The organism is Nostoc sp. 106C (assembly GCF_002154725.1).
Classification (GTDB): domain Bacteria; phylum Cyanobacteriota; class Cyanobacteriia; order Cyanobacteriales; family Nostocaceae; genus Aulosira.
In genome coordinates, this window is record NZ_MTAW01000201.1 from 1 (window position 1) to 20,889 (window position 20,889).

Sequence of the window (20,889 nt, forward strand, 5' to 3'; positions counted from 1 at the left end):
GTTGGGATTTTATTCTTGACGCTTTATTTGTATCAGGCTTTTCGTGAATTGGTATTAGCGCTCTTCCGTCACTTTGGGGAGAGAAAATAAATGTAGGTTGGGGAGCCACTCACGTGGGCGGGTTTCCCGACTTGAGTGAAGTGGCGTTTGAACGCAGTGAAACCCAACTAGATCAAGGTTTAAGGATGTTGGGTTTCGTTCCTCAACCCAACCTACGCCTAAATTTATCAAAGTCCAGCATAATAAGGGTTGTAGATTTTTATCTCACGAGAGTGATTAAAGAGCGTTAGACAATACAAGGTTGGGTTTCACTTCGTTCAACCCAATGAATACTGAAAAATGATTGGATTAGCCTGTGGCAAGCCCTTCGGGCGACGCTCGTTCCTCAAACGCCACTGGACTCAAGCCGAGAAACCCGTCATAGGCAATGTCTCCCGCTTGTGGGCAGTCTTGTAACCAGCACTCAGCACTCTTCATTACTCCTCAAATAATTCGCCAAATAATTCCCGCACCTTTTGTTTGGCATCCTCTAACATCATTTTTCCCAAGTCGGTAGCTCGGTAGAGTCGTCGGCTTTGTCGCCCCGAGCGCTCTTCAACAGAGTAGAGATATCCTTTGCGCTCCATATCATGCAGCATTGGGTAGAGTGTTCCAGCACTGAGTTTGTAGCCGTGACGTGCCAGTTCTTCAATAATGCCTAGTCCAAAAATTGGCTCCTGAACTGCATGATGCAGAATGTGAAGCCGAATTAAACTGGAGTAGAACTCTCGACCATTCATCAGGCAAGGATTTTGCAACAATAAGTCAAGATTTCATTTTCGCCTATATTTAGCCTAGGTATTATTAATCGCTGTTATAGCTAAGTAATTTTCACTCATAGAACTATGTTTAGTGGAGATCGAATTCAGGAGGGTTGTTTGTCTTTGGCTGCGATCGCTCCCTTCAGATACATAACCTACTTGTACAATTGAGTAGGAAACATCAAAGCTTTTAGGCGCAAAGCTTGTGAACTTTTTTATTGGATGTGCAGTTTGGGCATATAAAGGATGGGTGGGCGAACTCTATCCCCAAGGTACTCGCACAACTGAGTTTCTTTCCCTTTACAGTCGGCGCTTTACGACTGTTGAGGGTAATACCACTTTCTACGCCATCCCTAATCAAGAAACTGTGACTCGTTGGGCAACAGAAACACCCCCTGGATTTGAATTTTGCTTGAAACTGCCGCGAGATATCACCCATCAAGGTTTGCTACAACCCTATATTCCAGCTGCTTTAAAATTTCTGGAGGGGATGCGTCCTTTAGGTAGGCATCTAGGCCCCATATTTGCCCAATTACCACCAAGTTACGCACCTATATTAATAGAAGATTTGGCTAGCTTTCTAGAGGCTTGGCCGCGTACTGTAGCACCCTTAGCCCTAGAAGTTCGCCATCAGGATTGGTTTAAAGAACCCCATGCTAGTAATTTGACAGCGCTGTTAGAGAAGCTAAATGTGGGCAGGGTACTGTTAGATTCGCGCCCTATCTATACAGGAGATAATGATCCCCAACTACACTCGGAACGACGCAAACCCAAATTACCAGTGCAATTTAGCGTCACAGCACCTTTTAGCCTGATTCGGTTCATCTCTCATCCCAATTTGGCTGTGAATCAGCCTTTTATGGAAGAGTGGGTAACGCAGATTCAGCAGTGGTTACAGGCGGGAGTGCGGATTTATTTCTTTGTTCATTGTCCGATGGAAGAGCGATCGCCCAGCACAGCACGTCACTTCCAAAAGTTACTAGAACAGCATGGTGTCGCAGTTCCGCCTCTACCTTGGAATAACCTCGAGCATCCGCCCAACCAGTTGAGTTTATGGTGAGCATCCTCATTTGTTAGTAATTTCAACTGATTGATGTTGTCTAAAAAGCCAAAAATCAGTCCATTAAAGATGTATCTGCTGACATTTTGCTGATTACTCTTATTTGTGCATTATATAGATATTTCTCTATCAAGCTTTCTAATTTCTATTGATGATGGAGACATTATCATGAGATTTCACTCAATCCAATTCAGGATTTATTGACTTTTGCAATATATCTAATACCTAATAATTTCAAAAAGAGTGATAATTGTAGTTGCATACTTTTCTGATATGCCTCTATTATTTCTATTCTCCTAAAAAAAGGGGGGATAGCCCTCTTTGCAAAAAGATAATGTGGAGATATAGCTTCCACTACTAACTAACAGTAATATGTCACCTGTTAGTATGGAGAAAATTGAGGCAGAACTCAGGGAGCACTTACACCAAAGGAGGTTGAGATGAGTCGTCTTCTTTATGAAAGCTCATTGTCATATAAAGGATATCTCATCATTCCATTTGTTTTTGGCAAAGCCGATAATTACGAAATTTATTCATATAAATTATTGGCAGAAGTTGGGCATAAAAGCCAATTTCACAAAACAGAGAATCCAGCGGGAATTTATGGCAGTAGTATCAGTAATATCATTGATATTGCCAAAGAACATATCGAGCAGCAGTCCGACTTTGTTAGCTACGGGGATAGTTTTAAATCTCGCTATATTTACCGCCACAACTTAATTATTGTCTGCCAAGAGGAGGGTAAATATTTTTACGACCATTACCCACCAGACTTATTGAATAATATTGCTGCACCAAAATTATTCAAATCAGAATATGAATGCCTGAGTTGGATTAAACAAGGGCTGGATGGGCGATATACACGACAAAGAATTAGATAAAAAACCATACCCCTTGTAAGCATGGTTTTTGGGCACAGGGCATAGGAAAGATTTTCTTATGCCCTGTGCCCATTTTCAAATTAGAAATACAAAAAACCTTGATTTAAGTAAATAACGAAGTTTGTAACAAATAACTGTAATTATTACTACATTATTTGTAAAAGACTGTTTAGCTAATTAAAAAGCTGAGAAAATTTTTTTCTTTTGTCCAGCAAGCGTTTTAGGTAGTTATTTCTGATTGATTAAAAAATAAGTATTGTAAAGTTATATTTCCGTTTTTACCCGGATCTCGGCTTTAAAACTATTAGATTCAATAGAAATAGAGGAATCAACAATGGTTTACTTTTTGATGTTTCATATTTGACAGCCAACATTTTTGGATGAACATCCTCGATAGTTCGCCAACAAAAAGCTCAGATGTTGAGCTAATTTAAACCTGCGATCGCATAGAAACCCGATAATCTCCGCTGGAATTCAAAACTGACCATGAGCCAACGATTCTCATCTGAAAACCCCCAGACAAATGTTGGAGCGAAAACTGGTGTGATAGGAAATAACCAGGCACAAATCGCTCTGTGTGAGAGCGCAGCATATTTGCAAGAAGCAATTGACTATGCTCCTGTGGCGATCGCCATATTCGATCGAGAAATGCGTTATCTAAGTGTCAGTCGCAAATGGCTAGAAGAATATCACCTGAGCGATGATATTATCGGACGCTCTCACTACGAGATATTTCCTGACATTACACCAGAGTGGAAACAAATTCATCAACAGTGTTTAGCAGGAGCGATCACACAACGCGATGAAGATCCCTATCCACGAGCCGATGGATCTATGGAGTGGGTAAGCTGGTCAATCCGCCCTTGGCATACCCCCAACGATGAAATCGGCGGCATTACGTTGTTGAGCGAAAACATCACTCAACGCAAGCAAGCGGAGTTAGTGTTACAAGAACGTGAAGAACAATTCCGTTTAACTTTTGAACAAGCAGCCATAGGCATTTGTCATGTGAGTTTAGATGGATGTTGGTTACTGGTTAATCAACGTTTCTGTGACATTGTAGGGTATGAGCGTGAGGAAATATTAGCACTGACGTTTCAAGATATTACTCATCCCGACGATCTGGACACCGATTTAGAATATGTCCAGCAATTGCTTCAAGGTATAATTCCTCGGTACTCAATGGAGAAGCGATATATCCATAAGAACGGTTCGATCGTTTGGATTAACCTTGACGTTTCCTTGCTGCGTAAAGTCTCTGGAGAACCTGTATACTTTATTTCTACACTTCAAGATATTGGCGAGCGCAAACAAGCGCAAATAGCACTTCAGCAAAGTGAAGAACGTTACCGTTCGCTAATTGCGGCAACTTCTCAAATTGTCTGGACAGCGGATACTGAAGGGCGATCGCCAGATATGCCGAGTATGAGAGCTTACACCGGACTAACCGAATCAGAGATAATTAATTTGGGTTGGTTGAATGCAATTCATCCAGAAGATCGCGAAAAAACGACTCAGGCATGGATGCAGGCTGTGCAGACTACTAGCCTGTATGAGGTAGAATATCGTATTCGAGGCGCGGATGGAAACTACCGCTATTTTCAAGGTCGGGGTGTTCCCATCCTCAATGAGAATGGCACTATCCGGGAGTGGGTAGGCACTTGTACTGATATCCACGATCGCAAACAAGCTGAAGAAGCCTTAAAAGAAAGTAACATTCTCTTACGTTCTATTTTGGAAAGTACACCAGACATCATTGTCGTCAAAGATCGTGAAGGGCGTTATGTTGCTCTCAACTCTAATACGGCAAACTTTCTTGGAAAAACAATTGAGGACATTCTCGGCAAAGACGATTCTGAAGTATTTCCGCCTGAAATTGCGCGTGAAATGATGGCAAAAGACCGCCAGATTATCAGCACAGGTATTACTGAGGCTTATGAAGAATATCTCTCCAATGGTGTCACCAACTGCACCTTTATAACGACAAAGGCTCCTTGGCGTGATGCTGCTGGCAACATTCTTGGCATCGTTGCCACAACAAGAGATATTAGCGATCGCAAACAAGCAGAACTAGCGCTGCAAAAGAGTGAAGAACGATTCCGTTCGCTAATTGAAGCGACATCTCAAATTGTTTGGAGTACTGATGCTGAAGGTGCATTTGTTACCGACCAACCACAATGGCGAGCCTTTACAGGACAAACAGTTGAAGAACTCTGGGGTTGGGGTTGGCTAAATACAGTACATCCTGAAGATAAAGCTGACACTACCGAGGTCTGGTTAGCAGCACTTGCTAACCGCACTGTTTATGAAGCCGATCTACGGATTCAGCGTGATGACGGTGAGTATCGCTACTTCAATGCGCGTGGTGTACCAATTTTGAATGCAGATAGTACTATTCGAGAGTGGGTAGGAGCTAACACTGATATTACTGAACGCAAGCAAGCAGAAATCGCCCTTGCCAAAGCCAAAGAAGCAGCAGAAGCAGCGAGTTACGCCAAAAGCGAATTTTTGGCCAACATGAGCCACGAGTTACGGACTCCCCTCAACGGTATCCTGGGATATGCCCAAATTCTTCAACGTTCCAAACATTTGCAAGAAGAAGAGCGATCGCGTGTAGATGTGATTTACCAATGCGGTTCTCATTTGCTGACTTTAATCAATGACATCCTAGATTTGTCAAAAATAGAGGCGCAGAAAGTGGAACTCATGCCTAGTGATTTCCATCTCCCAGCATTCTTGCAAGGCGTAGCCGAGATGTGCCGCATCCGCGCCGAACTGAAAAATATTAACTTCCAATATCAATTAGCCTCAGAATTACCTATTGGCATTCGTGCTGATGAAAAACGCTTGCGGCAAGTATTGATCAATCTTCTGAGCAACGCCATCAAATTTACCGATGCAGGCAGCGTTACCTTTACAATTAGCTATGCTTGTGAAGAAAAAATTCGCTTTGAAATCCGCGATACAGGTATTGGTGTCCCCCAAGATAAACTCCAAGCCATTTTTCAACCCTTTGAGCAAGCAGGAGATAGCCGCCGCCAAACCGAGGGCACTGGGTTGGGATTGGCAATCAGCCAAAGAATTGTGGAATTAATGGACAGCACCATTCACGTTCAAAGTGAGATGGGGGTTGGTAGTATTTTCTGGTTTGATGTCAACCTGCCCGAAGCTGATGAATGGGTGAAAACATCGCAAGCTGACGACAAAGGGCAAATTATTGGCATCAAAGACTGGCATCCCAAGGTTCTAGTTGTTGATGACAAATGGGCAAATCGCTCAGTCATTGCCAACTTGCTCATTCCCATCGGCTTTGAGATTGCCGAAGCGATAGATGGGCAAGAGGGTTGGGAGAAAGTTTGGGAATTTCAGCCAGATCTCGTTCTCACAGACTTGTTAATGCCAAAACTTGATGGATTTGCTCTGATTAAGCGCATTCGTGAGTCAGATGCATTTAAAGATATTGCCATTATTGTTTCTTCTGCAAGTGTGTTTGAAACCGATCAACATCGCAGCTTAGAAGTAGGTGGAAATGATTTTCTTCCCAAACCCGTACAAGCAATAGATCTATTCCAGAAATTGCGGAAATATCTTCATCTAGAGTGGGTTTATGAGGAAAAGAAAGTTTTAAGTCTCTCAGAGCCAGAAAATAGTGAGTTAGTTGCTCCACCTCCAGCAGAAATGGAAACTCTGTACGAGTTAGTGATGAAAGGTAACTTTAAAGGAATTATTAAACAAGCAGCATTGATAGCAGAAATGGATGAAAGATACATCCAGTTTGCTCAAAAGCTGCACCAATTGGCAAAGGGTTTTCAAGATCAAGACATTCTCGCACTCATTCAACATTACAAATAAAAACTATGAATCTTGTAACTGAACAATCTGCAACAGTTCTGATTGTTGATGATAATCCTGCTAATTTAGGTGTGTTATCTGATGCCTTAGATCAGGCTGGCTTAGAAGTGTGGGTAGCGAAATCTGGGAAGGTAGCTCTAGAACGAGTTACATATGCTCTACCCGATTTAATTTTGTTGGATATTATGATGCCAGAGATGGATGGTTTTGAAACTTGTCGTCAATTAAAAGCTAATCCGGCAACTAAAGATATTCCAGTCATTTTTATGACCGCACTCTCTGATACTGCCAACAAAGTTGAAGGTTTTGAAGTTGGGGCTGTGGACTACATCACCAAACCTTTCCAGCAAGAAGAAGTTTTATCACGGGTTAAATTACACTTAAAAATCTATGATTTAGCACAGAAATTAGAGCAAAAAAATACTCTTTTAGAGGGTAAAGTTGCAGAAGTTAGCCTTGCTTATGATGACTTGCAACAAATGCAAATCAAGCTAATTCAAAGCGAGAAACTATCTAGCTTAGGACAGATGGTGGCGGGAATTGCTCATGAAATTAACAATCCCGTGAATTTCATTTATGGCAATCTTAGTCATGCCAATGAATATACCCAAGAAGTGCTGAATCTCCTGCATCTTTATCAAGAAGAATATCCTAATCCCACTCCTCGCATTCAAAAAGAACTGGAAACGACTGATTTAGATTTTATCGAGGATGATTTGTTAAAGCTGCTCAACTCAATGAATATCGGCGCAAAACGTATTCGTGAAATTGTACAGTCTATGCGGATTTTCTCTCGCTTAGATGAAGTCAACATGAAACCAATGAATATCCATGAGGGTATTGATAGCACACTTACCATTTTGAATTATCGCTTAAAAGCAAGACCAGAACATCCTGGTATCGAAGTAATTAAAGAGTATGGTCAGTTGCCGTTAGTTGAGTGCTGCGCTGGACAAATTAATCAAGTATTTATGAATGTGCTCGCCAATGCCATTGATGCCTTAGATGAATACAATCAACAGCGTTCATTTGAGGAAATTCAAAAGCAACCAAGCCGCATTAAGATTCGTACCACCATGATGGGGGATGATTGGATCGGCATTTACATTACTGATAATGGTCCAGGAATTTGCGAAGATGTCAAAGCCAAGTTGTTTGATCCGTTCTTTACAACCAAACCTTCGGGAAAAGGAACCGGATTAGGGTTATCGATTAGCCACCAGATTGTTACAGAAAAGCATGGCGGTAGTCTCTCTTGTCAATGCATACCTGGAAAGGAAACGGAATTTGTAATTCAAATTCCAATTCAACAGCGAGTTGCGCAAGTTGCTTAAACAGCCAGTTTTCATATCATGTCCGGTTAAACACTTGTAATTGCGTACTCCTTCGGAGAACCCGAATGGTAGGTACGGAGTAAAGCAATCTCCAAAACCTCGCGATTGCTACGTTCCACTGTGTTGCACTCGCTGCGGACATATCACAAGTAATTTGCCGGACATGATATCATTGGTCATCCTAGCCTCCAGCTTTCAAGAACTTGCCGCAACAGCTCACTGAACCAGTGTGCCATTCGTATAGATCCTCTAAATACTACCTAACATTGCGGTTGACTCACCGCAGACAACCTTGCTTGCATCGATTTGGTGCAACTAGGTTGTTATCCTGCGGCGATCACTTGATTGAAACTATTGCATAGATTCAAGAACCAGTCTTTTCGATAGGATATGGAATGCTGGCAAATACTTAACTTCAGGCGTGAAACTCATCCAATCAGTAATCGCGCCAGACTGGGCAATGCTTCGCCATAGGTGGGATGGATATGAACCGATTGTTCAAGTAACTGCCAATTCGCTCCTGCTTCCATCAGCGACAGAAACACATGCACTAATTCAGCTGCTTCATAACCCACTAAAGTTGCTCCCAGAACTTTGTTAGTATCTGTATCTACCACCATGCGGTAGAAGCCTAAATCATGCCCCCATTCGATCGCACGAGCAATGTTAGCCATTGGTAGAGTTACGCATTGGGCATTAATGCCTTTGTTTTGAGCATCTTCTATTGTCATTCCGACTCGCCCAACTTGCGGTTCGGTGTATATGGCATAACCCAACACACGGTCATTGCGAGTCCGATTCTCTCCACGTAAAATCGCCTTCACACGGCGGTAGTCTTCCCAGGAAACATGGGTGAAGGCGGGCTGCTTGGCGGCGTCACCGATCGCATACACACCATCGCATGTCGTCCGAAATTGATCGTCAATTTTGACATAACCTTTTTCATCTAGCTCAACACTAGTAGCAGCCGCGTTCAAAGCACTGGTGTTAGGCTTACGTCCGGTCGCAATTAACAATGCCTCACTTTGCAGTTCCTGACCATTGTCTAACTTGAGGGTAAACACATCATTGGCATAAATGACTTTCTCAGTATTTGCATTCAAGTGAATTTGAACGCCATCTCGCCTGAGTGCCTCGGCTAAGGTTTCGCTGACATCAGGTTCCTCGCGATCGAGGACACGTGAGCCGCGCACAATCATCTGGGTTTCGCTACCCAAACGCGCTAATCCCTGTCCCAGTTCTAGACTAATATAACCAGCCCCAATCGCGAGTAGCCGTGGTGGCAACGTTTTCAAGTCAAAAAAATTCCGGTTTGTAAGGTAAGGCGTACCCGCTAAACCAGGAATGTTGGGTGTGAATGATGATGTACCTGTGTTAATTACGACTAACGGTGCTTGAACGGTAAGATCGCCGCCCGTAACTGTACGTTCTCCAGTGAAGGACGCTTCTGCACACACCACCTTCACGCCTGCTTCATCCAACCGTCTTTTCACTCCTTGATTGAAGCGATCGCGAACTGAGCGTACCCGTTCTATAACCGTAGGAAAATCAACTTCGACTTGAGCGTGAACTCCTAAATTCTTTGCTTGACGGGCACGACCGGCAGCATGAGCAGCTGCCAAAAACGCTTTAGAAGGAGTGCAACCATAGTTGATACAACTACCACCTAGTGAATCTCGTTCAAACAGAACTACTTTGCGACCTTCTTTCGCAAAGTCTGCCGCTAGTGGCACCCCTCCTTGACCGCTACCGATAATAACCACATCTGCTATTTCCATACTTTACTCTCCTGTAAAATCACAATTTACATATGCGTAGAGTTAAGGCTGCTGATGAACGGCGATGCAAGTTTTACATTAGACTTTTTAACGCTACCAGAACCTAAAGCTTAATGGCGCATTTCACTAATTTCTTTACTCCAGCGATCGCTGAATAATTTGCCTAAATATTCCATCAGTTGGAGAACTTAATGAATTAGAGACCTTTGTTTTCAATATCTCGATAGCTAAGAGAAGAAGGGTAGAGCGGCATCAGAGGCTAAAGTTATTAGAAAAGTTGCCTGATGGATATGCCAAACTCTACCAAATCTATATAGCAAATTGCAGATTTTTTTAAAAAATAGCTTGACAAAATCCCTACATACATATATGTGAGATAAACTAAGTAAGTAGATGGCAAGAAAACAAACTAATAAATAAATATCCAAAATTTGTTTTTCGCCTATATTGAATACCCTATAGCTTAGACCTGAACGAGTCGAAATTGATGCTCACGCAGCGATTGAGCAGAGATTTTTCATAACTGTTCAGAGGTAATAGCTATGGGAATGAAATGGTGTTTGTGATTACCCACATTAAATATGTGAGGTTGGCGATGAGCGAACAATTGCATATTAACAAAAAAGCTGGTGTGCTCACTTCTGCGTCAGGAGAAAATGCTTATCCTTCTCCTGAAAAGAGTAACAAAATCAGACTGATTCGTGATTTTGCCCAGCTTTTCCGACTACCAGTTGCTATTGTTGCTGCTTTAGCAGGCTGTGCCACAATTCATGCGTTGAATTCAGCAGCTACATTACAGCAATATCTATTAACGGCAACTATTTTAGTCTGTACACACTCTGCGGCTTGTGCGATTAATGACTATTGGGATGTGGATAAAGACCGTATAGATCACCCCGAAAGACCACTCCCATCTGGTCGCCTTTCACCCGATCAAGTTTGGTGGGCGGCTTTGATTCTGTTTATCGGCGCGGCGATCGCAGCCATTCCTTTAGGAATATCTTGCTTGCTCTTGGTAGTAGTAAGTTCCATCTTGCTCTGGAATTATTCCCATATACTACTCCAAAGTGGTATTTTCGCAAATTTCATTGTGGCAACGATCACTGCGGCGATAATTTTTCTAGGGAGTTTGGTAGTAGATCGACCTTTAGCCATGCTTTACCCAATCTGCTTTCTATTCTTCTATACATTGGCTAAAGAAATTATCTGGGATTTTCACGATACAGTAGGCGATCGCACTCAGGGAATTGTCACAATTCCCAATAGCTGGGGAAAGGAAACGGCTTTTTGGATTGCTTGGGGATTAATTGCCATGTTGATTGTGTCAATTCCGATAGCGTTGCTAGTATTACCGATGGCACATCCCCTCTTGTTTTTAGTCTTTGCCACAGTGATGATGCTGATTGTGAGTATCGTACTGGCACACTATCAACAACAAGATAGTGTCAGTGCTTATGAAGGATTTGTTTTCTGGGAGCGTATTGGGATGCTATTGGGAATAGTAGGACTGTTAGGGACGCCTCCAGCATTGTAACTTGAGGAATATTTAGGATTAGATCCGTTTACCCTAATAGTCTCAAAAATCCAACTTTCTTAGATGTGTTTCGCTAGAGCTTTATTACTTACACGCTTTTTCTGCCGAAAACTCAAGATTTTTTCCAAGGCTGATATTTTAGCTAGATTTTTCAACATCTCTAACTAATTTATCTAACTCCTGCTGCATTTGGATATGAACTAATTCATAACAAGCATTCACGTAGTCGCGATCTCTAGCTGCATCTTTGCCATATCGTTCAAAAATAATTGGTTGGCAGACACGAGTATGAATTTGCACAGGTAGAGGAATATTAGGTAAAGGACCAATAGATAAGCCCCAAGGTAAACCTAGGTAAATTGGAAAGACTCCTGGGTCTATTTGATATAACCACGGCAATCCCCAATTATGCAATTGTTTTACTAAATCATAACAGTCAAATAAAACTATTAAGGTATCATGAGCGCCCACTGATATCAAAGGAATAATAGGAACTTCTTGTTTTAAAGCTAGCTTAATAAAGCCTTTATGACCTGCCAAATTAATTTTATAGCGTTGGCTGTGAGGACGAAACATATCATATTGTCCTCCTGGATATACCAGAACGCTAGCATCTATATCAAAAGCAGCACTAGCCATTTTTGGATGTGCGACAATAGCTCCTAGTTTTTGAGCTAGTTCGGCTATTTTGGGACTTACCTTCCAAGCGGAAGGATGCATTAAACCATAAACCAAACGCTTCGTGCCAAATCTAGAAAACCAATCGTACATCATCATTATCAGGTCGGGAGAAGCCATTCCACCATTATGTGAGCCAACTAGTAGTACCTTTCCTTCTGCTGGTATGTGATGCCATCCGTCAGTTTTTACTTGAAAGTAGTAACGGTAAAACCATTCCCATACAGGCATTAACATCTCAATAAACTGAGCATCTCGCTCTGTTAATGACCAACCTGGTATACGGGCAGATACATTCCTTGACGTTCCAAACAAATCATTGGTCATACAGCTGTCCTTAAAAATTTAAATTACTTACAGATAATCCTAATTTTATTTGAATATTTATTCTAGTAATGTAAAAGCTGATTTTGGATTTTAAATATTATTTAATTTGGAAAAATTTGAAATATTTATTTTATATCAGTGCTTAAATCATCATTACGAAATACAGATTCAAATCTAGGTTGATAGATTTGAATCTGTTGCCTAAATTTATAAAATTGCTATTGTAAATCTTTAGATAGGCAAATATTAGCCCAAGCTGTACAAGAAAATTAGCTTATAACATGTAGTAATAGTTGTCGCTATTTTCTTAAATCTGACATTAAATAGTTGGAAAAATTAAGTTGCTGAAAAAGAAAATTGTCGACGAAAAAGCCGGAAATTCTTCTGTGTTGATGTTCGTGCAGCGATCGCAATATTTTGGGATGAGATTGGCATAGCAAAGTAGATACAAAGCGCTTTAGTCAAAGCAGAACTTGTACCCTGTGGTTCAGGCGATCGCATTTAGGAATTGAGGAGTGCGATCGCCTGACTTGGCCTCTCAACTACCATTCTTCAAGGCGAAGCGGGAAGTTAGTTGAAGCTAAGGGTCTTGAGCAAGCATTGATTCTTTCGCTGCTTGTACTAACTCTTCTTCTGTGCATTGATACAAATCTCGCAGGCGAAATACTTGCCATACTTCCATTTTCGGTGTTGTTCTTCCCTTTTCCCAATTGCGAATTGAAGATTCCGCGCAGTCTAGCTCTTTCGCTACATCAAAGACTCTCAGCCCTGCACGTTCTCTCAAGGCTCTCAAATCCATAGCTGACTAGACCTTTGATATAAGTTTTTAGCGTTAACTTTTAGCGTTAAATATTGACAATATGTAGTCGTTTGCACTTTAATCATTATTGAAGAGGCGTTAGTGCATCCCCGGCAAGAGACTCGCTAACGCCCTTCACTAAACTGTTTATGGATAAATTAATCATGCCACAAAACAACGAATACAACGATTTCTCGTTAGAGACTCAGGCGATTGCATATAAAGAGCGTTTGAACCCTTGGGCTATTACTCGCCTACTTCCAGATATGCAACGGATAACAGTTGCAAGATTCCGCACTCGGTCTGATGCAGATGGTCATTTGCAACGGTTACGTCAACTTATACCTGATGCTAGCTTTATGGTGGTTTTTGATTGTCAGCGTGAGGAAGTAGTGATTTAGAGGAATTGCGATCGCACTTTTTGGGGTGAGGAGTGCGATCGCTACAAAATAGGACTTACGCAAAACATCACGAAAGTAGCGGTAATTCATGAATTACCGCTACGCAATAATAAGCTTTTCGGTCACATCTTGCGTAAGTCCTGCAAAAGTTGAAACTATACAATCAAGCTTGGAGAATTAAGAGGGCGATCGCAACTCACATCAGCTAGTGTTTCAGATGAAAGTGTCTTAAAGCTACGATTTTTGAGCGAGTATTGATTTTCCTCATGCCTTTTCCCAAGTAAAGGCGATCACAAAATCAGTGTATTGTCTCACCTCTGAAGGCTGAAAAGCTAGCACAATATCACTAGCCGGAAGATATTCAAGAATAACTCCGATCTTCGTATTGAATTTTCTTGGTTATATTTTTCTGTGTTAGTTCCTTAACTTCTTCTGATAGACTTTGATAAATATCTAGAAAACGATCAATTTTAGAATCATGCCTTAACCAAATTTCTAGTGTTGGATCAATCCATTTAATTACTCTGTAAATCTCGTGATATCTTTTTTCTATATCATAGTATTCCCATATTATCGGTTCATGATGAAATATTCTATTGCGTAATTTTAGGATTCTTTCTAAAATCGGTTGAATGGTAGAAGTATTACGTTCAGAATTTCTTGCATTAGGGAATATACCTTTTACACAAGGAATAAAAATATTATTGAAATAATTATTATTTCCTTTTTTATTTTGCGTTAAAAGTGTTATCCAAAAACCTAAGCTTAAGTTGGCAACAATTCTATCTCTGTTTTCTATAATTTTAAATTCTTGCTTTTCACTAGATTTTCTACCCGATTTTTCAAATATATTTTTTATAGAATCTTCTATAGCATAAACAACTTTTTGCTCTTCACATTCTAATAATATTTTGGTAGAAGTTTTTGGTATAACAATATTAATATTATGTTTATTTCTTAAATATAATATAGATTCATGGAAAGAATCCGTGTTAGCAAAAAACCAATTTGATTGATGCCTAGCACTTAGATTTAGATCTATACAATTACGAAGAGCTATTTCTAAAGTATGCAAACTTACATATAAGGACTCACAATATATCATGTTAATTTGATAAAGCCGTATAGCTTTCTTAATATTTTCATGTTTGGCTTTGTTGGGTTGGTATACAGCTTTCAAATATTTTTCTATTCTTGCACTTGAAAAAGCTTTTTCAAAAAAATTAAGATTATCCAGTTTAGGTTTTACTAAATTAGGTCGATTAAGACAAGTTTGGTTGAGCATTATTAGTAATAAGGTTGACAAAATAAAGATGAATGAGCTATGATTGGAATTGTAAATTCTACGGTGATCCCCTCCTTGCTATAAGTTAACAGCAAGTGATGACCCTAGAGTATAACATAGTACAAATTTATTTCGTCAACACAGAAAAGTTCCTCTACCGAGGTTCTAGGTCAGGCTGACTCAAATGAAAACCTCCCTATTTAGGGAGGTAAAAATTTTGAAAACTTAATAAGGTTGCCATGTTCAGGATTATAAAGACTTCATAGTATATATCTTTGGCTGGCATTGTGCACCCTTCTATACTTAGATTAACGCAAACTACTAGCTGGCATACCCAAAATATCCTCAATTTTGGGCATTTCTTACAACGGAATTATGCCCCATCTTCAAGAGATTAATATCTTTTTTACTTCATCTAAAGGTACAGAAAGACTATCTTTTTCTTCTTGTTTGGCTTCACGTAAATCTCTCAAATCTTCTAAATCTTCTAACAATTCTTGAATTTGCAAAAATTCTTCGTATGGCAAAACAGCAAATTCCTTTTGCCCATTTTTTGAGATAAATTCAGGATGTAATTCAATCATTTTTAGCCTATCCTTTTACTCATAAGCCTTACTGCGATGTTTAACCCTATAAATCATTATAGTTTGTTCTTCAATTTCAAACAAAACGCGATAATCACCTACTCGTAATCGGTATTCTGGAGTAAAGTTAGTTAAGTGTTTAACATCGCCTTGCAAATTATCTTGCATTGCTTCGATTTTAGAAATTATCCGTTCTCTAATATCGGCTGAAAGTTGCGCTAAATCTTTAATAGCTTTGGGTTTAAATTCTATTTGATACTGCACATAATTTCCCTTTTGACTTACATTAATTTAAAAAACACTTATTTTTTCATCTAACTTAGCTTTTTAGGCGATCGCAAACTCAGTCAATTTACGAGTTTCTGGAGCATGAAAAGCTAAAACAATATCTTCTTTCGGTACACCTTCCCTTAATAGCTCAGTAGCGATTCCTTCTTCTGTCCAATCTTCCTCAATATAAATTTTCTCATTTTTGATGCGAACATAAACAGAAATTGCTTTAACTCGTTTTCTTTCGTTCCAACCAACATCAAACCACAGATATTGATCTCTTTCTTCATCAAAAGCTAACACAGTATCAACTCCAGAGATATTAGGAGTTTGCCCTGCTAGTTGATCGTATTCAGTTAAGATTTTTTTGATGATTGAACGGTAATGATTTAATTTATCCATTGCACAATTTCCTCGCGATCAATGTTAATAACAATAAGTAAGATTTGATATTGTTCGATAACCAGTTTTATACCTGGTTGCTGAAAGAAAGTTTCGTAAATTTCTTGTTCAATCCCCAAATAAACATTTTGCTGAGGATTAATCACAGATAAAAGTGTACGGTATAAAATATATTGACCTAGGGCGTGTCATCAATTGAGCCAAATAACAGAAGCAGCCAGATAAATTGCACCTAGAAAGTTTGCAGCGCGTTTGTCGTAGCGTGTTGCGATTGCTCGGTACTGTTTGAGTTTGGCAAAAAAGTTTTCAATAAGATGACGAGCTTTGTATAAATCACGGTCATATTCACGAGGATGATTACGGTTACGCTTGGGGGGAATGACTGCGGTTTTCCCCTGTGTCTGAAGCCGCTCAATTACTCGCTCATCCGCATCATAGCCTTTATCTGCTAACACTGTATCAGCAACAATGTTGGGTAGCAGTTGGTCGGCTCCATCAAGGTCGCAGGCTTGTCCTGGAGTAAGCGTGGAAGCTTATTGGGTTGCCTAACGCATCCACTACAGCATGAATCTTGGTACTTAATCCACCTTTACTGCGACCAATAGCTTCTGTAGATCCATCCCCCCTTTTGCACCCGCGCTGTGTTGATGGGCACGGACAATTGTTGAGTCAATCATCGCATATTCGTTGTCGGCATCATCTGCCAAGTGCTGAAATACCTGCTCCCACACGCCTGTTTTTGACCATCGACTGAAGCGGGTGTGAATCACACGAAAATCTCCAAATCTTGCTGGTAAGTCACGCGGCTGGTATGCCTGCAAGGGGAAGATATAACACTGCTTCAACAAACAATCGATTATCTTTCGCCGTCACTCCCACATAGCCCTCTCGCCCAGGTAGCAGGTCTTTGATTCTTTCCCACTGGTCATCTCGTAGTGCGTATCGGCGCGTCATCGTTTTCAAGAGTGTTTATTCTTTTTCAGCAATTCTGATTCCAGTTTACCTAATTGATGACACGCCCTAAAGCACATTGAAATTCATGAATGGGAGAAAGACCAAGAAAACTCTTAATCTCAACTACTATATTAGCTTCGGCTTTTTGTGCAGAAAACAATTTTTTACCTGACAGATCGGCAAATAGCTTTAGCCCCTCGTAGATAATAGTATAAGGATCGCGAGTAATTGTCCAACCATCCTTAATTAAGGCGTTTTTAAATCCGTCATGGTAGGTATCTTTTGCTGGCATTGTCACCCTGGCAATAACAGTCAGGTGGGCATTAAACCCACCTGATAAAACTATACCAACAAAGCCTGCTGCTCCTTAGTAATCACTCGCCCTTCATCCTCAAAACCGGCAATTTGATCGAAGTTCAAATACCGATACAAATTCTCGGCAAAAGGATGAATTTTGTTTGCCACAATATCCAGGTATTCCTGTACTGTGGGAATGCGTCCTAATAACGCACAAACTGCGGCTAATTCTGCGGAACCTAAATACACTCTTGCACCTTTACCCATGCGATTATTAAAGTTGCGGGTAGAGGTGGAAAATACAGTTGTGCCATCAGCAACTCGCGCTTGGTTACCCATACATAAACTGCATCCTGGCATTTCTGTCCTAGCACCCGCAGCACCAAAAACGCTATATACACCTTCTTCTTTAAGCTGGTATTCATCCATGCGGGTTGGGGGTGCTATCCACAGGCGTGTTTTTACTTCACCTGCACCTTCCAAAACTTTCGCTGTTGCGCGATAATGACCGATATTTGTCATACAAGAACCAACGAATACTTCTTGCACCGGATCGTTAGCAACTTCCGATAATAATTTCACATTATCGGGGTCATTGGGAGCAGCAACAATTGGTTCTTTGATTTCGTTCAAATCAATTTCAATTATCTCGGCATACTCTGCATCGGCATCAGCTTCAAGTAAAACGGGATTGGCTAACCATTCTTCCATTTTGGCGATGCGTCGTAAAATAGTACGCTCATCATGGTAGCCTCTGGCTATCATATTCTTTAACAGCGTGATGTTAGAACGCAGATATTCAGCAATTGTTTCTGTACTCAGTTTAATGGTGCAACCTGCACAGGAACGTTCTGCTGATGCATCTGTTAATTCAAAGGCTTGTTCGACTTTTAAATCGGGCAAACCTTCCATTTCTAAAATCCGCCCAGAGAAGACGTTTTTCTTGTTCTCTTTCTCTACTGTTAGCAATCCTTTTTGAATGGCGACGTAGGGAATGGCGTTAACAATATCTCTGAGAGTAATACCTGGTTGTAATTCTCCTTTGAATCTTACCAAAACTGATTCTGGCATATCCAAAGGCATCACACCCAAAGCTGCGGCAAAGGCTACTAACCCGGAACCTGCGGGGAAGGAAATACCTAAAGGAAAGCGGGTGTGAGAGTCGCCGCCAGTTCCTACGGTGTCGGGTAGTAGCATCCGGTTTAACCACGAGTGGATGATACCATCACCAGGACGCAGGGCAACGCCGCCACGCTGGGCGAAAAAGTCGGGGAGTTCGTGATGAGTTTGGATATCTACTGGTTTGGGATAAGCTGCGGTGTGACAGAAACTCTGCATCACCAAATCAGCACTGAAACCGAGACAGGCGAGTTCTTTTAACTCGTCGCGGGTCATGGGGCCTGTGGTATCTTGGGAACCAACGGTAGTCATGATGGGTTCGCAAGATGTACCGGGACGCACACCAGGTAATCCGCAAGCTTTCCCTACCATTTTCTGTGCGAGGGTGTAGCCTTTACCTGTATCTTCAGGTGCTTGGGGACGGATAAATAAGGTGCTGGGTTCTAAACCTAGTGCTTGGCGGGTTTTGTCGGTGAGGGTACGCCCAATTAACAAAGGTATGCGTCCACCTGCACGAACTTCATCGAGAATGGTATCTGGTTTGAGGGTGAAGGTGGAAATGACTTCGCCGGCTTCGTTGGTGATTTCCCCTTTGTAGGGATGGATGGTAATTACATCACCTGTTTCTAACTTGGTGACATCACACTGAATCGGCAAAGCACCGGCATCTTCAGCTGTATTAAAGAAGATAGGCGCGATCGCACCACCTAAAATATACCCCCCAGCTCGCTTGTTGGGAACAAAGGGAATATCATTTCCCATGTGCCACAATACCGAGTTGATAGCAGATTTACGGGATGAACCTGTACCAACTACATCACCTACGTAAGCAACAGGATGCCCTTTTTTCTTTAACTCGGCAATGGTTTTCAAGCTTCCCGGTTGCCGTGACTCTAGCATCACTAAGGCGTGTAAAGGAATATCAGGGCGGGTGGTAGCACTTTGTGCAGGGGATAAGTCGTCGGTGTTCGTTTCACCAGGAACTTTGAAGACTGTAACGGTGATTTCTTTGGGTAGTTGGGGACGAACGGTAAACCACTCAGCTTCCGCCCAAGAGTTAATCACCTGCTTGGCGTAGGGATTGGTTTTGGATAATTCCAAAACATCATGGAAAGCATCATACACCAACAGAATTTTACTTAAAGCGTTGGCGGCATAGGCGGCGATTGGTTCTTTTCCTTGTCCCCCCATTACTAGCGGTGTTTCGGAAGAGTCGGAAACTGAGGTGGTAGGAGTTTGCAGCAATTCAATTAAAGATTGCACATTGTAGCCACCTACCATCGTTCCCAGTAATTCTACCGCCTGGATAGGCGAAATTAAGGGGCTTTTCGTTTCACCTTTGGCAATGGCAGTCAGAAACCCAGCTTTTACATAAGCGGCGCTATCAACTCCAGGAGGAACGCGATCGCGCAATAAATGCAATAATGTATCTTCTTCCCCTTTGGGCGGATTTTTTAGTAATTCGCACAGTTCTGAGGTTTGCTTTGCATCTAGCGGTAAGGGGGGAATTCCTAATTCTGCTCTTTCTACAACGTGTTGACGATATGATTCCAACATTCTAGACTCCAAATATTAGCCACAGAGGGTTTTAGTGTTTATAATCACTGCCTATATTTCAGGAGAATTTTAGCTTACAGGTCTTTATCGACAGTATCAACTGCTAATAAGTCTCCCTACTTCAAGTTTTTGGTCTGGCCAGGACTTATAATTATCACTGTATAGCGACTTTTGCCAATAAATCTATTTGAAAATAATTCTTGGGTTGGCATTTCTCGACTTGGTTGTGTGTCTATTCATCAGATAAAATATTTCCTTTGTTAGTTAATTTACACTCATGTTTGTATATGTCCAAAACATACACCGTTGAAGTAATCCATCAAGGCAAGAGTCACACTTTACAAGTCCCTGAAAATGAAACTATCTTAGCAGTTGCCGATCTAGCTGGTTTAGAATTACCTAGTTCTTGTCATGCGGGTGTTTGTACAACTTGTGCGGGTAAAATTATTTCCGGATCTGTCGATCAAACCGATGGTATGGGCGTTAGTCCAGAATTACAAAAACAAGGCTATGTGTTGCTTTGTGTAGCCAGACCTCTTTCTGATATAAAAGTTGAAACAGAAAAAGAAGATACACTCTATCAGTTGCAATTTGGCAAAGACTAATTAAAGAATGAACGCTAAAGGCTAAAGGATGAAAATTTGACAGAAATTTCTCTTTTAATACTTCATCCTTTATGCTGATATCAGTTATTCTAGAAAGCACAAATTACCAGGAATAGGTGAGAATGACTACACATTTTATTACCGCAGAAATTGACCTCCAAGAAACTCCCACAGAGTTAGAGCAAGTAATCACGGCAGAATTACAAACACAAGGTGAACCTTTACGTTGGGCAATTACCTCTGTGGATACAGAACAGCAAAAGGCTACTGTGGAAGCTGTTGTCACCAAAGTTAGTGCTGAGTTGTGAGTCCTGAGTCCTGAGAGTGGGAAGTGCTAGAAGAGTAAAGCTACTGTCTGGTTACTTAGGAATC

At 41.1% G+C, this 20,889-nt stretch carries 20 protein-coding genes and 2 pseudogenes; 9 read left to right on the plus strand and 13 right to left on the minus strand.

Annotated elements, in window-relative coordinates:
* Positions 1 to 113: 113 nt before the first annotated feature.
* The gene (locus BV375_RS37305; protein ID WP_166507561.1) at positions 114 to 290 is read left to right on the plus strand and encodes a hypothetical protein; all 177 of its coding nucleotides are present in this window, start codon (positions 114 to 116) and stop codon (positions 288 to 290) included.
* Between the two features lie 58 nt (positions 291 to 348).
* Here BV375_RS37305 and BV375_RS38905 read toward each other — a convergent pair whose 3' ends face one another.
* The gene (locus BV375_RS38905; RefSeq protein WP_279432982.1) at positions 349 to 477 is read right to left on the minus strand and encodes a hypothetical protein; all 129 of its coding nucleotides are present in this window, start codon (positions 475 to 477) and stop codon (positions 349 to 351) included.
* The gene (locus BV375_RS30040) at positions 477 to 779 is read right to left on the minus strand and encodes a PadR family transcriptional regulator (RefSeq protein ID WP_086767324.1); all 303 of its coding nucleotides are present in this window, start codon (positions 777 to 779) and stop codon (positions 477 to 479) included. The genes BV375_RS38905 and BV375_RS30040 overlap by 1 nt, the downstream gene beginning before the upstream one ends.
* 226 nt (positions 780 to 1,005) lie before the next feature.
* On the opposite strand from BV375_RS30040, the gene BV375_RS30045 reads away from it, so the two are divergent.
* The 4 genes from BV375_RS30045 to BV375_RS30060 all read left to right on the plus strand — a co-directional run bounded on the left by BV375_RS30045 (position 1,006) and on the right by BV375_RS30060 (position 7,927).
* The gene (locus BV375_RS30045; RefSeq protein ID WP_086767326.1) at positions 1,006 to 1,860 is read left to right on the plus strand and encodes a DUF72 domain-containing protein; all 855 of its coding nucleotides are present in this window, start codon (positions 1,006 to 1,008) and stop codon (positions 1,858 to 1,860) included.
* Positions 1,861 to 2,300: 440 nt separating this feature from the next.
* Positions 2,301 to 2,741: a hypothetical protein gene (locus tag BV375_RS30050; protein ID WP_086767328.1), complete on the plus strand. Its 441-nt coding sequence runs from the start codon at positions 2,301 to 2,303 to the stop codon at positions 2,739 to 2,741.
* A gap of 486 nt (positions 2,742 to 3,227) precedes the next feature.
* Entirely contained in the window at positions 3,228 to 6,593 is a 3,366-nt protein-coding gene (locus tag BV375_RS30055) for a PAS domain S-box protein (RefSeq protein ID WP_086767330.1), read from the plus strand.
* 5 nt (positions 6,594 to 6,598) lie between these two features.
* Positions 6,599 to 7,927 (plus strand): response regulator, encoded by a 1,329-nt coding sequence (locus tag BV375_RS30060; protein ID WP_086767332.1) that lies wholly within the window; start codon positions 6,599 to 6,601, stop codon positions 7,925 to 7,927.
* A gap of 428 nt (positions 7,928 to 8,355) precedes the next feature.
* On the opposite strand, the gene BV375_RS30065 is transcribed toward BV375_RS30060, so the two are convergent.
* Positions 8,356 to 9,705, minus strand: a complete 1,350-nt coding sequence (locus tag BV375_RS30065; protein WP_086767334.1) for an FAD-dependent oxidoreductase — start codon at positions 9,703 to 9,705, stop codon at positions 8,356 to 8,358.
* 595 nt (positions 9,706 to 10,300) lie between these two features.
* Between BV375_RS30065 and BV375_RS30070 the strand changes: the two genes are divergently transcribed.
* Complete coding sequence (locus tag BV375_RS30070) at positions 10,301 to 11,239, plus strand: geranylgeranylglycerol-phosphate geranylgeranyltransferase (RefSeq protein WP_086767336.1); 939 nt, start codon at positions 10,301 to 10,303, stop codon at positions 11,237 to 11,239.
* 138 nt (positions 11,240 to 11,377) lie between these two features.
* Here the strand turns inward: BV375_RS30070 and BV375_RS30075 are convergent, their stop codons facing one another.
* Together BV375_RS30075 and BV375_RS30080 are read right to left on the minus strand one after the other, a co-directional pair.
* Entirely contained in the window at positions 11,378 to 12,244 is an 867-nt protein-coding gene (locus BV375_RS30075) for a lysophospholipid acyltransferase family protein (RefSeq protein WP_086767338.1), read from the minus strand.
* 580 nt (positions 12,245 to 12,824) lie between these two features.
* Positions 12,825 to 13,043, minus strand: coding sequence for a helix-turn-helix transcriptional regulator (locus tag BV375_RS30080; RefSeq protein ID WP_086767340.1), 219 nt, complete (start codon positions 13,041 to 13,043; stop codon positions 12,825 to 12,827).
* A 164-nt stretch (positions 13,044 to 13,207) separates the two neighbouring features.
* Here BV375_RS30080 and BV375_RS30085 point away from each other — a divergent pair, with 164 nt between their 5' ends.
* Positions 13,208 to 13,444: a hypothetical protein gene (locus BV375_RS30085; protein WP_086767470.1), complete on the plus strand. Its 237-nt coding sequence runs from the start codon at positions 13,208 to 13,210 to the stop codon at positions 13,442 to 13,444.
* Positions 13,445 to 13,805: 361 nt separating this feature from the next.
* Here BV375_RS30085 and BV375_RS30090 read toward each other — a convergent pair whose 3' ends face one another.
* The 8 genes and pseudogenes from BV375_RS30090 to acnB all read right to left on the minus strand — a co-directional run bounded on the left by BV375_RS30090 (position 13,806) and on the right by acnB (position 19,912).
* Entirely contained in the window at positions 13,806 to 14,729 is a 924-nt protein-coding gene (locus tag BV375_RS30090; protein ID WP_086767342.1) for a hypothetical protein, read from the minus strand.
* A 386-nt stretch (positions 14,730 to 15,115) separates the two neighbouring features.
* Complete coding sequence (locus BV375_RS30095; protein WP_086767344.1) at positions 15,116 to 15,313, minus strand: prevent-host-death family protein; 198 nt, start codon at positions 15,311 to 15,313, stop codon at positions 15,116 to 15,118.
* Positions 15,314 to 15,328: 15 nt separating this feature from the next.
* On the minus strand, positions 15,329 to 15,577 hold the full coding sequence (locus BV375_RS30100; RefSeq protein ID WP_086767346.1) for a type II toxin-antitoxin system RelE/ParE family toxin: 249 nt from the start codon (positions 15,575 to 15,577) through the stop codon (positions 15,329 to 15,331).
* Between the two features lie 63 nt (positions 15,578 to 15,640).
* Complete coding sequence (locus BV375_RS30105; RefSeq protein ID WP_086767348.1) at positions 15,641 to 15,985, minus strand: XisI protein; 345 nt, start codon at positions 15,983 to 15,985, stop codon at positions 15,641 to 15,643.
* A pseudogene (locus tag BV375_RS30110) lies at positions 15,973 to 16,158 on the minus strand (element excision factor XisH family protein); the annotation flags it as partial. The gene BV375_RS30105 and the pseudogene BV375_RS30110, both read right to left, overlap by 13 nt.
* An 18-nt stretch (positions 16,159 to 16,176) precedes the next feature.
* Positions 16,177 to 16,939: pseudogene (locus BV375_RS30115) on the minus strand (IS5 family transposase).
* Positions 16,940 to 16,988: 49 nt separating this feature from the next.
* Complete coding sequence (locus BV375_RS30120; protein WP_086767353.1) at positions 16,989 to 17,231, minus strand: element excision factor XisH family protein; 243 nt, start codon at positions 17,229 to 17,231, stop codon at positions 16,989 to 16,991.
* A gap of 50 nt (positions 17,232 to 17,281) precedes the next feature.
* Complete coding sequence (gene acnB / locus BV375_RS30125) at positions 17,282 to 19,912, minus strand: bifunctional aconitate hydratase 2/2-methylisocitrate dehydratase (RefSeq protein WP_086767355.1); 2,631 nt, start codon at positions 19,910 to 19,912, stop codon at positions 17,282 to 17,284.
* Positions 19,913 to 20,199: 287 nt separating this feature from the next.
* Between acnB and BV375_RS30130 the strand changes: the two genes are divergently transcribed.
* On the plus strand, positions 20,200 to 20,517 hold the full coding sequence (locus BV375_RS30130) for a 2Fe-2S iron-sulfur cluster-binding protein (RefSeq protein ID WP_086767357.1): 318 nt from the start codon (positions 20,200 to 20,202) through the stop codon (positions 20,515 to 20,517).
* Positions 20,518 to 20,639: 122 nt separating this feature from the next.
* Positions 20,640 to 20,825 carry a hypothetical protein gene (locus BV375_RS30135; protein ID WP_086767359.1) on the plus strand — a complete coding sequence of 62 codons (186 nt, stop codon included), beginning with the start codon at positions 20,640 to 20,642 and terminating at the stop codon, positions 20,823 to 20,825.
* The last annotated feature ends 64 nt before the right edge of the window (positions 20,826 to 20,889 follow it).

Bases quoted from the DNA above. Each gene is read 5' to 3' on its own strand.
- BV375_RS38905 (WP_279432982.1), bottom strand. From the start codon at position 477: ATGAAGAGTGCTGAGTGCTGGTTACAAGACTGCCCACAAGCGGGAGAC.
- BV375_RS30130 (WP_086767357.1), top strand. From the start codon at position 20,200: ATGTCCAAAACATACACCGTTGAAGTAATCCATCAAGGCAAGAGTCAC.
- BV375_RS30105 (WP_086767348.1), bottom strand. From the start codon at position 15,985: ATGGATAAATTAAATCATTACCGTTCAATCATCAAAAAAATCTTAACT.
- BV375_RS30120 (WP_086767353.1), bottom strand. From the start codon at position 17,231: ATGCCAGCAAAAGATACCTACCATGACGGATTTAAAAACGCCTTAATT.
- BV375_RS30090 (WP_086767342.1), bottom strand. From the start codon at position 14,729: ATGCTCAACCAAACTTGTCTTAATCGACCTAATTTAGTAAAACCTAAA.
- BV375_RS30085 (WP_086767470.1), top strand. From the start codon at position 13,208: ATGCCACAAAACAACGAATACAACGATTTCTCGTTAGAGACTCAGGCG.
- BV375_RS30135 (WP_086767359.1), top strand. From the start codon at position 20,640: ATGACTACACATTTTATTACCGCAGAAATTGACCTCCAAGAAACTCCC.
- BV375_RS30065 (WP_086767334.1), bottom strand. From the start codon at position 9,705: ATGGAAATAGCAGATGTGGTTATTATCGGTAGCGGTCAAGGAGGGGTG.
- BV375_RS30075 (WP_086767338.1), bottom strand. From the start codon at position 12,244: ATGACCAATGATTTGTTTGGAACGTCAAGGAATGTATCTGCCCGTATA.
- BV375_RS30070 (WP_086767336.1), top strand. From the start codon at position 10,301: ATGAGCGAACAATTGCATATTAACAAAAAAGCTGGTGTGCTCACTTCT.
- BV375_RS30095 (WP_086767344.1), bottom strand. From the start codon at position 15,313: ATGATTGAATTACATCCTGAATTTATCTCAAAAAATGGGCAAAAGGAA.
- BV375_RS30055 (WP_086767330.1), top strand. From the start codon at position 3,228: ATGAGCCAACGATTCTCATCTGAAAACCCCCAGACAAATGTTGGAGCG.
- acnB (WP_086767355.1), bottom strand. From the start codon at position 19,912: ATGTTGGAATCATATCGTCAACACGTTGTAGAAAGAGCAGAATTAGGA.
- BV375_RS30040 (WP_086767324.1), bottom strand. From the start codon at position 779: ATGAATGGTCGAGAGTTCTACTCCAGTTTAATTCGGCTTCACATTCTG.
- BV375_RS30080 (WP_086767340.1), bottom strand. From the start codon at position 13,043: ATGGATTTGAGAGCCTTGAGAGAACGTGCAGGGCTGAGAGTCTTTGAT.
- BV375_RS30050 (WP_086767328.1), top strand. From the start codon at position 2,301: ATGAGTCGTCTTCTTTATGAAAGCTCATTGTCATATAAAGGATATCTC.
- BV375_RS30060 (WP_086767332.1), top strand. From the start codon at position 6,599: ATGAATCTTGTAACTGAACAATCTGCAACAGTTCTGATTGTTGATGAT.